A 9,359-nucleotide genomic window follows, 5' to 3' on the forward strand; every position below is an offset into this window, starting at 1 on the left:
CCCCATGCTCCAACGCTTGCTGATCGTGTGGGGTGTGGCTTTGCTGATCGGCTTGGCCACCTGGAATGGCAACGTGGCCAAAGGACACCCCAGCGCCTTCGATGTGTCGCTGGTTTACGCCTACGCCATCTCAACTTTCATTTGGCTGCTGACCGATGTGCCGCGCTTTGCCTTCAAACGCCTGCTGCGCTCACCCGCGCCCTACTACTGGCCGCCTGCGCTGCCCGCCACGCTCATGCTGTTGGTGTGTATACCGCTGGGCTATGTGTTAGGCACGCTGGTGGGCGATGCTTATTCAGGCAAGTCGACTTGGGAGTTGTGGTATTTCAACCGCAACCGCTTTTTGGGCCTGATGGTCAGCGCCCTCGCCCTCAGCGCCGCCTTCGTCGCGTTTTTCCACCAACGCGGCAAGGCCGAATCATTGGCCAACGAGGTGACACAAGCGCAGCTCATGCTGCTGCAGTCGCAGCTGGAGCCACACATGCTGTTCAACACCTTGGCGCATTTGCGGGCCTTGATCGGGCAAGACACCGCACGCGCCCACGCCATGCTCGACCACCTGAACGACTACCTGCGCACCACACTGCAGGCCACGCGACTGCCGATGTACCAAGCGCTGCACCCGCTGGGCGACGAGTTCTCTCGTCTGGGCGATTACCTGAGCCTGATGGCGATCCGCATGGGGCCGCGCATGGCGTTTGAGCTGGACTTGCCGCCCGCATTGGCCACAGCGTCCGTGCCGCGCTTCATCCTGCAGCCGCTGGTGGAAAACGCCATCCGCCACGGCCTGGAGCCCCAAGTCAGCGGCGGCCACATCGAGGTGCTGGCCCGCGCCGAAGGTGCGCAGCTGCTGCTGACGGTGCGCGACAACGGCAGCGGCATCAGCGAACTGGCGCTGGCCGATGCAGCCCGCCCTTTGACGCCCGCCGCCGAACGACCCAGCGCATCCTGGGGCCTGAGCCATGTGCGCCAGCGCCTGCACACCCTGTATGGCCCACGCGCCGGTATGCACATCAGCCCCATGCCCACGGGCGGCACCTGCGTGGTGTTGACATTGCCTTTGCACAACCCGCACGCCAACGCCTGAATGCTGGCCCCCACCTTCCCCGTAGGTCGGCGGCTTAAGCCCCGACGCAGCGCACCCGCCAACATGTCGGGGCTAAAGCCACCGACCTACAAAACCTCAGAAACACCCACCCCATGAGTACCCCCGCTACCGCCCTGATCGCCGAAGACGAGCCGCTGCTGACGCAAACCCTGGCGAACGAATTGCGCGCCTTGTGGCCCGACATCCACATCGCGGCCACCGCAGGCGACGGCCTGAGCGCCGTGCAGCTGGCGCTGCAACACCGACCCGACGTGCTGTTTTTTGACATCCGCATGCCTGGCCAAAGCGGGCTGGAAGCCGCCGCCGAACTGGCCGAAGAATGGCCCAGCGGCACGCCCTTTCCGCTGCTGGTGTTTGTGACCGCCTACGACCAATACGCCATCCAGGCCTTTGAGGCCCAGGCCGTGGACTACGTGCTCAAACCCGTGCGGGCAGAGCGACTGCGGCAAACCGTGACGCGGCTGCAAAACGCCCTGCAGCAACGTGCCCAACACACCCCCACACCCAACCTGCAACAAGACCCGGTGCTGGCCCAACTGCGCGCCTTGCTTAACTTGCGCACCGAAACCAACCACCCCCAGCACCCCGAGGCCACCTTGCCCCCGCTGCAACTGCTGCAAGCGAGCGTGGGCAAAGCACTGCGCATGGTGCCCGTGGCAGAGGTGCTGCGCCTCGAAGCCGCCGACAAATACGTGCGCGTGTTCACGCTGGACGGCAGCGAAGTGTTGCTGCGCACCCCGCTCAAAGAACTCATGCAGCGGCTCGACTCGCAAGTGTTCTGGCAAATCCACCGGGGCTCTGTGGTGCGCGCCAGCGCCATCGACAGCGTCACCCGCGACGACACGGGCCGCTTGAGCCTGCGCCTCAAAGGCCATGGCGACACTCTGGCCGTGAGCCGCCTGTACGCGCATTTGTTCAAAGCCATGTGAACGTGCCAAAACGCAAAGCCTGCCGGGATTCATCGCGACGAGGGCGTTGCCCCAACAGGAGGCAATCTGCATTTTGTAGGAGCCCCGCCCTCGGGGCGATTCTTGGTGGTCTGCGAGGGTGATCGCGACGAGGGCGTCGCTCCTACTAGCAACCCCGCATTTTGTGGGAGCCCCGCCCTCGGGGCGATTCTTGGTGGTTTGCGAGGGTGATCGCGACGAGGGCGTCGCTCCTACTAGCAGCCCCGCATTTTGTAGGAGCCCCGCCCTCGGGGCGATTCTTGGTGGTCTGCGAGGGTGATCGCGACGAGGGCGTCGCTCCTACAAGCAGCCCCGCATTTTGTAGGAGCCCCGCCCTCGGGGCGATTCTGGGTGGTCTGCGAGGGTGAACGCGACGAGGGCGTCGCTCCTACTAGCAACCCCGCATTTTGTAGGAGCCCCGCCCTCGGGGCGATTCTTGGTGGTCTGCAAGGGTGATCGCGACGGGGGCGTCGCTCCTACTAGCAACCCTGCATTTTGTAGGAGCCCCGCCCTCGGGGCGATTCTTAGTGGTCTGCGAGGCTTTTCGCGACGAGGGCGTCGCTCCTACTAGCAACCCTGCATTTTGTGGGAGCCCCGCCCTCGGGGCGATTCTTGGTGGTTTGCGAGGGTGATCGCGACGGGGGCGTCGCTCCTACAAAAAATGTCTGGGTTTGCGCCCTGCCTAGGAACCATGGCCCACGGGGTGGGCTTGTGCAAAGACTTCCGTTAAGCCGCTAGCGCAAAGCGTTCGTCAAGCAAGGTGCGCAAGGCACGAAGAGAAACTGGGGCTGCCTCTGGGTCGATGGCGTTGCGCAGCGCATCGTTGATGAGGGTTTGATAGCCGCGACCAGAGGCTTCGGCTTTGGCTCGAAACGCCTCAATCACGTCATCGTCCAGCATGATCGTGATGCGTGTTTTGCCAGTTGAAGGCAACACAGCGCCTCGCTTTGCCGCCTTGAAATCATATTCTTTACGCATGGTAATTCCTTGCCTCATTGGGACTTGCTTTTCGAGCAGAAATCAAACGCCTTCGTTCATCGCGTTGGGTGTGGCACACCACGAGCACACGGCCTAAAGCATCCATACCCAAAGTCAAAAATCGCTGCTCACCTTGAGCGTCTGGATCATCCATCGTCAAGCCATATTCGTCGCGCAAAGCTTGCTCTGCGTGCGCAAAACTGACCCCATGCTTTTTGAAACATCTGCTGCAAACCGAACGAAATTCGACAAGGTAGCGGGCTTCATTGGCAAAGAGGACGCTGGCTTTGATGCCAAAAATTTCGATGAGTCAATTGTTCAACTAACCGACAACTGCACACGCTTGCCAGTTCGCGCCAGCATATCGACCAACGCGTCAATCGTAAACTTCACGGTTTTCTTATTCATCACATCTGACACGCGAGGACGCGTCACACCCAAAATTTGCGCGGCATCGGATTGTTTTAAATGCTGCTCATTCATCCACACCGCCAGCTCGCTCATCAACGATTCTTTAATGGCCAGCTTTTCCGAAATCACACGGTTCGACTCGGCTTTCAACAAAGCTGCTTCTTGGGCATCAAAACCCAAGTCGGCAAATACATTACCGCCAACTGGTGTTTTGTGCATTGATTTGGTATTGCTTTTCATTTTTTACTCCGTTCCTGAACCACCGCTTTATAGCGTGCGGCAGTAATCTCTTTGTCTTGCTTGCTCGTCGTGCTTGTCTTTTTCTTAAAGCAGTGCAACACATAAACTGCCTCCGGAAATTTTGCGACATACATCACACGAAACCAACCGTCGTTCAAGCTGATGCGAATCTCTTTTGTGCCCGCACCCACCACGTCAAAAGGTTTCCAATCATCAGGATCTAACCCAACCTGAACTTGGCTCAACTGCCGTCCAGCCTCTCCAAAGCCTCCTCAGTGTATCAAAATTTATACACACTTGTTTGTAGGAGCCCACCCCTGTGGGCGATTTCATGCATACCGCCATGGCATGCCAATCGCCCACGGGGTGGGCTCCCACAACAAAACCATCGCCCACAGGGTGGGCTCCCACAAAGGCAATGAAGGCAATCGCCCACAGGGTGGGCTCCCACACAACAAAAAAAGGGCCGCTTGTGGCGGCCCTTTTTCGTTTAGCTGGTCTGGTGAGACTGCAGCATGTGCTGGTCAATCAGCAGTTGCGCTGACGGGTCGGTGGTGCCGGTGTAGACGGCGTAGTTGCTGCCGTTTTGGTTGACCACGTTGCCGGTGTCGGTCCACTCGCCTTCGGTCAGCATGACCTTGTCGTTGGCGGCGCCAGACAACACCAGCTTGTATACACCGTCGGTGGGCGGCATGCTCAGCACGTCGGCCAGGCTCAGGGACACCACGTTGGCGGCGGTGTCGGTGGCCATGTCCACTTGCTCCAGACCCTTGACGATGCCGTTGAAGCTCATGTCCTTGAGCACCGTGGTCAGGTCCAGGCTCTGGCCGTTGCTGAGCGAGTAGGTGCTCGATTCGGCAGCGGGAAGGCAGACCTCGGGTGCGGGTGGCAATTCGCTGGACACCTCAGAGATCGCGTTGATCGCTGCGGCAACGCCCGTCTCTGTCAAGCCCGGCGATGCAAGCTGTTCAGAGAAACCGGTGGGCATGGGCTGTGTTCGTTGTTGGGGTGATGTAAGTCAGTGGCGTGGTGAGGTCATCACAAGGCCAAGATTTCGGCAACTTGTTGCACGCTCAAACCAGAGAACTGGCTGATTTGCGCTACACCCATACCACTGGCGTGCATGGTCCGGACAATCTCGGCTTTGCCCTCTGCTTTGCCCTCTGCTTTGCCCTTTGTAATACCCAAGGCTTCGCCTTCTGCCTTGCCCCTTGCAATACCCAAGGCTTCACCCTCTGCTTTGCCCTCTGCCCGCGCATCCTCCAGCACCGTTGACTCAATGCGCGCCTTGTCAATCTGGATGTGGTACGCCTCCAGCTCTTGCTCGGTAAACGCCGCTGCCTCCACCAATTCCAGGGCCTGGGCGATGTCGGGATCTTCGCGCCAGCTGGCGTCTGGATCGGGTTTGCTGCCCGAGGTCTCTCCCACTTCGCTCATGAAACGCAGCCACTTGACCTGCATCCGCTTATCGGTGCGGCTTTGGGGGGCAAACTTGGGCAGCTCGATGAACACAAACTCCAGCCCGTCTAACACCCGCCTTGGCTCATGCTGGCGAACAATCTGGTAGTGGTGGTAATACTCCGGTGTTTTACGGTCAAACACCTGGCTGGTCAGAGCCAAGGCGTACACCGGCTGCAAGCTGGCGTAGTTCTGACCCGCGTGCAGCTGCTTCACATAAGCCTGGCTGGCAGAAAACAAAATGCGCTGCTCAAAACTGGTGCTCCACAGCATTTGCATCTCCACAATGAAAGTGCGCCCCCGGGCATCTTTGCACTTCACATCAACAATAGAGTTTTTGAACAAACCCGGCAGCTCGGGCACTTGTTCGGGCGTGAGGTACTCCAGGCTTTCAATCTGGCCATCGTCGGGCAGTGGCAGCAAAGCATTCAAAAAACTGCGCAACAGGTGCTCATGCTCACCAAACACGCGTTTGAAGGCGAGGTCCACTTTGGGGTCGAGGTAGCGGGTGGGCATGATGGTGTGTGAGGTTAGGGCAACTCTGACATTTTAGGGCGGCAGTCGCGGGGTTTGCCTGCATTTTGCAAGAGACCCGCCCTCGGGGCGATGGGTGGTGGTCTGCAAGGCTTCATCGCGACGGGGGCGTCGCTCCTACAGGAGGCAAGCTGCATTTTGTAGGAGCCCCGCCCTCGGGGCGATTCTTGGTGGTCTGCGAGGGTGATCGCGACGGGGGCGTCGCTCCTACAAGCAACCCTGCATTTTGTAGGAGCCCCGCCCTCGGGGCGATTCTTGGTGGTCTGCGAGGGTGATCGCGACGGGGGCGTCGCTCCTACAAGCAACCCTGCATCTTGTAGGAGCCCCGCCCCCGGGGCGATTCTTGGTGGTCTGCGAGGGTGATCGCGACGGGGGCGTCGCTCCTACAAAGAAGGACGTGCATGTAACAAAAAAGGGCCGCTTGTGGCGGCCCTTTTTGGTTTAGCTGGTCTGGTGAGACTGCAGCATGTGCTGGTCAATCAGCAGTTGCGCTGACGGGTCGGTGGTGCCGCTGTAGACCGCGTAGTTTTGGCCGTTTTGGTTGACCACGGTTCCGGTGTCGGTCCACTCGCCTTCGGTCAGCATCACCTTGTCGTTGGCAGCGCCAGACAACACCAGTTGGTACACACCGTTGGTGGGCGGCAGGCTCAACACATCGGCCAAGGTCAACGACACCTTGTTGGCACTCGTGTCGGTGGCCATGTCCACTTGCTCCAAGCCCTTGACGATGCCGTTGAAGCTCATGTCCTTGAGCACGGTGGTCAGGTCCAGGCTCTGGCCGAAGCTGAGCGAGTAGGTGCTCGACTCGGCAGCGCCCGTGCACACAGCAATGGCGGCGGCCACGTCTTCGGGGGTGATGTCCACGTTGGTGGCTTCAACCAGCGCTGGCTCGACCAGAGGACGCGCACCCACAAAGAACGCCTCATCGATGAGTTGGGCTTCGTTGAGGGTCACTTCGATCACATTGGCGTCTTCAGCTTGCGCGGTCTGGCCCAGCGGGTTCAGTGCAGCCAGCTCTTCGTCGCTCAGCATGTACGGCTTGTTGTTGAACTCGGTCACGATGTCGGCGGGCAGCAGTTCTGCTGTGGTGGACTCTGCCGACGTGGCATCGCCTGCAACCGAAGTGTCTGCTGCCAACTTGGCGCTCGACAAGGACGAGGCCGTTGCATAAGCAAAGGCAACGTCGGCAATCAGCATGCTGGTGCCGTCGGCCAAAGTCGCCGTCGACTGACCGGCTTCGAACACGCCATCTTCAGGCGTGCGCACCACGCCGTCGCTGACCAGGTTGATCTCGGTCACACCCAGATCCGCCAAGCTGCGCACTTCGCCGACTCCGCTGATGCCGTCTTGGTTGGCGTCTTGCCAGACCGAGAACTGCGCAAACTTTGCGTCGGCGGCGTTGAACTTGCCGTCTTGGTTGGTATCAAAGGCATCGGCCAAGCCTTCCAGATCGGTTGCCGTGCGGGCGAAGCCCAAGGCATCCATGCGGTACGTTGTGGCGTATTGGCCAAACGCATACTGGCTGTTGTTGTACACCAAACCGTCTGCAAACTTGTCCCACACCAACACGCCGTCTTGGGCACCGGCCCAACGGGTCAGGTCCATCAGACCGTCGCCGTTGACATCCATCGTCACCTGGCCGTAGCTCAACATGCCGTCGCGGTTCAGGTCCAACACCACAGGTGCTGTCACAGCAACGCCCACGGTGTCAGAGGTCAGGCTGAACTGCGCCTTGCCGCCGCGTGGCGTGGTGTCGGTGTACACGCCTTCGGTGATGTTGGCCGTCACGTCCCATGCGCGGAAAGTAAAGGCGTCTGTCACCGTACCGGCCGTGGTGGTTTTGTAGAACACACGGGTGTTGCTGTCAGCGGCCAAGAGCAAAGCGTTGGTCTCGCTCACACCTGTGGCCGTGAGCCAAGTGGTGCCGCCGTCGACTGTGTAGTACAGCGTGGCACCGGCACGGACACCCGTGATCGCAATGCCTTTGGCCACACCCGCGCCATCGGCATCGGTGATGCCGCCGACCAGTGAGCTGACCAAGTCACCGGCGGTGGTGTTGCCGTTGACTGGTGCTGCTGCAGCTGCCGAAACGCTGGTCAATGTGGGCGATTGGGCAGCGTCCAAGACTGGGGCTGCGTTGGACCCAACAACCTGTAAAGCAGTTAACCAAGGATTTGTGTCAACCAAACTGGAAGTCGAACCATCAGTACCCATACCTACGTGCGTCGTTGCACTGGTTGATGTTGCAGCCATATAAAGACCACCACGCCATCCAGCAGGTACGGCATTGTTTCCTGAATTTATTGGAGCGTTATCCCAAACCGCCAACAATTCATCATAAACAGAGTTGTTCGTAGCCCCTCCGCCTGTGGCGGCTGTTTGGCCATTTTGCAATCCGCCAGTGGCATAAGAGGTTATGTTGCCATTGATTGTTGGCACAGATACCTGCACGCCATTGATGGTTGCGTAACGGTACACGTCATTGGTACCTGTTCCAGCGTTTGGATTTACCACACCGTTAATGTCTTGATTAAAAATCGCATCCAAAGAATCATGTGTGGCGCTGTCCGCACCGCCGTTCAAGCTACCCACATCAGCACTCGTGCCATCCCCCGAACGATCCCAGTAGTAATACCACTTGCCTTCCACCTGCACAGGTTTGATCAACTTGCCGCTGGCACCCAGATCAATCACCGACGAACCTGCTGGTGACGAATCCTTGTTGTCCACCACCACGCTCTTGTCCACAATCACTTGTGAATTGGTGTCGGTGTTCTGGAACACAAAGTAGTTGGTGGTGCCATTGCTGACTTCACCCACGTTGGCCCAGTAACCATTGCCCACTTCCAGCGTCAGCTTGTCCGCGCTGGTGCCGTCCACCACCACTTGGTGGAACTTGGTGGTGGCGCTCAGGGCGGTGCCCGTCACGTTGGTCCAGGTCTTGCCGTCGTCGCTGGTGGTGCTGGTGCGGATGGCATTGAAGCCCGCCATGTCGTTGACATCTTTGGCCGAGAGGGTCAGCGTGTTGGCGCTGATGTCGGTGGCCATGTCGATGCGTTCGATACTTTCGATTCGGCTGTTTTCTTCCAGACCCATCGCGCCTGCATTGGTCACGGCCGTCAGGTCCAGCGTCATGCCTGCGCTCAAGCGGATCGTGTCGAAGCCTTCACCGCCATCCACCAAGGTTCGCGTAGCGCCAGTGTTGGTCGACAAGTTGCTCGCGTCAGACGCTTGCAACACCATCGTGTCGTTGCCACGGCCCGCATAGAAACGGTCCACGCCACCGTTGCCGATGAGGGTGTCGGCATTGATCGTGCCCAGCACCGTCTCGCCAGCCGACGTACCAGTCAAGCTGACGGCATTGCTCAGTGTTTGTGGGCTGCTCATGACCAGGTAATAGGCACCCTTGCTGCTGTCACGTGAATAATCGCCAACGATCAGGTCGCTCAAGCCATCGCCGTTGAAGTCACCAGCGCCCGATGCTGTCGCGCCAAAGGTGTAACCCAAACCGTCGTCTGTGATCTTGAAGCCCTGAGAGGCTGCCAAGATGCCGCTGTTGAAGTCCAACCCTGTACCGGTGGCGTTGCCATAGATCACAAAAGCCGCTTTACCGACGCTAGGAGCCGATGCGTCACCAAGCAAGAGGTCCGACAGACCGTCCCCGTTGACGTCACCCAAGCTGG

The 9,359-nt window shown here is 59.4% G+C and carries 9 protein-coding genes; 2 read left to right on the forward strand and 7 right to left on the reverse strand.

The genetic code is table 11. From position 1 onward, the window contains the following. The first annotated feature begins 4 nt into the window (after nucleotides 1–4). Nucleotides 5–1,087 (forward strand): sensor histidine kinase, encoded by a 1,083-nt coding sequence (locus AMM41_RS07025; RefSeq protein ID WP_228769135.1) that lies wholly within the window; start codon nucleotides 5–7, stop codon nucleotides 1,085–1,087. Nucleotides 1,088–1,200: 113 nt separating this feature from the next. Then, the gene (locus AMM41_RS07030) at nucleotides 1,201–2,037 is read left to right on the forward strand and encodes a LytR/AlgR family response regulator transcription factor (protein ID WP_089955158.1); all 837 of its coding nucleotides are present in this window, start codon (nucleotides 1,201–1,203) and stop codon (nucleotides 2,035–2,037) included. Nucleotides 2,038–2,781: 744 nt separating this feature from the next. On the opposite strand, the gene AMM41_RS07035 is transcribed toward AMM41_RS07030, so the two are convergent. From AMM41_RS07035 to AMM41_RS07065, 7 genes are all read right to left on the reverse strand, one after another. Further along, nucleotides 2,782–3,033, reverse strand: a complete 252-nt coding sequence (locus AMM41_RS07035) for a BrnA antitoxin family protein (protein WP_089955161.1) — start codon at nucleotides 3,031–3,033, stop codon at nucleotides 2,782–2,784. Beyond that, entirely contained in the window at nucleotides 3,026–3,340 is a 315-nt protein-coding gene (locus AMM41_RS22360) for a BrnT family toxin (RefSeq protein WP_368664965.1), read from the reverse strand. Before AMM41_RS22360 ends, AMM41_RS07035 begins: the two co-directional genes overlap by 8 nt. Nucleotides 3,341–3,351: 11 nt before the next feature. Then, nucleotides 3,352–3,684: a helix-turn-helix domain-containing protein gene (locus AMM41_RS07045; RefSeq protein ID WP_089955166.1), complete on the reverse strand. Its 333-nt coding sequence runs from the start codon at nucleotides 3,682–3,684 to the stop codon at nucleotides 3,352–3,354. After that, complete coding sequence (locus AMM41_RS07050) at nucleotides 3,681–3,929, reverse strand: type II toxin-antitoxin system RelE/ParE family toxin (RefSeq protein WP_089955169.1); 249 nt, start codon at nucleotides 3,927–3,929, stop codon at nucleotides 3,681–3,683. The genes AMM41_RS07045 and AMM41_RS07050 overlap by 4 nt, the downstream gene beginning before the upstream one ends. A gap of 245 nt (nucleotides 3,930–4,174) precedes the next feature. Further along, nucleotides 4,175–4,672, reverse strand: coding sequence for a hypothetical protein (locus AMM41_RS07055; protein WP_089955172.1), 498 nt, complete (start codon nucleotides 4,670–4,672; stop codon nucleotides 4,175–4,177). Nucleotides 4,673–4,722: 50 nt separating this feature from the next. Next, on the reverse strand, nucleotides 4,723–5,658 hold the full coding sequence (locus tag AMM41_RS07060) for an Rpn family recombination-promoting nuclease/putative transposase (protein ID WP_089955175.1): 936 nt from the start codon (nucleotides 5,656–5,658) through the stop codon (nucleotides 4,723–4,725). Between the two features lie 459 nt (nucleotides 5,659–6,117). Continuing rightward, nucleotides 6,118–9,359: FG-GAP repeat domain-containing protein (locus AMM41_RS07065; RefSeq protein ID WP_194944643.1), on the reverse strand; the 3,242-nt coding region annotated here is incomplete at its 5' end.

This window comes from Limnohabitans sp. 2KL-3 (genome assembly GCF_001269405.1).
Lineage (GTDB): Bacteria > Pseudomonadota > Gammaproteobacteria > Burkholderiales > Burkholderiaceae_C > Limnohabitans_A.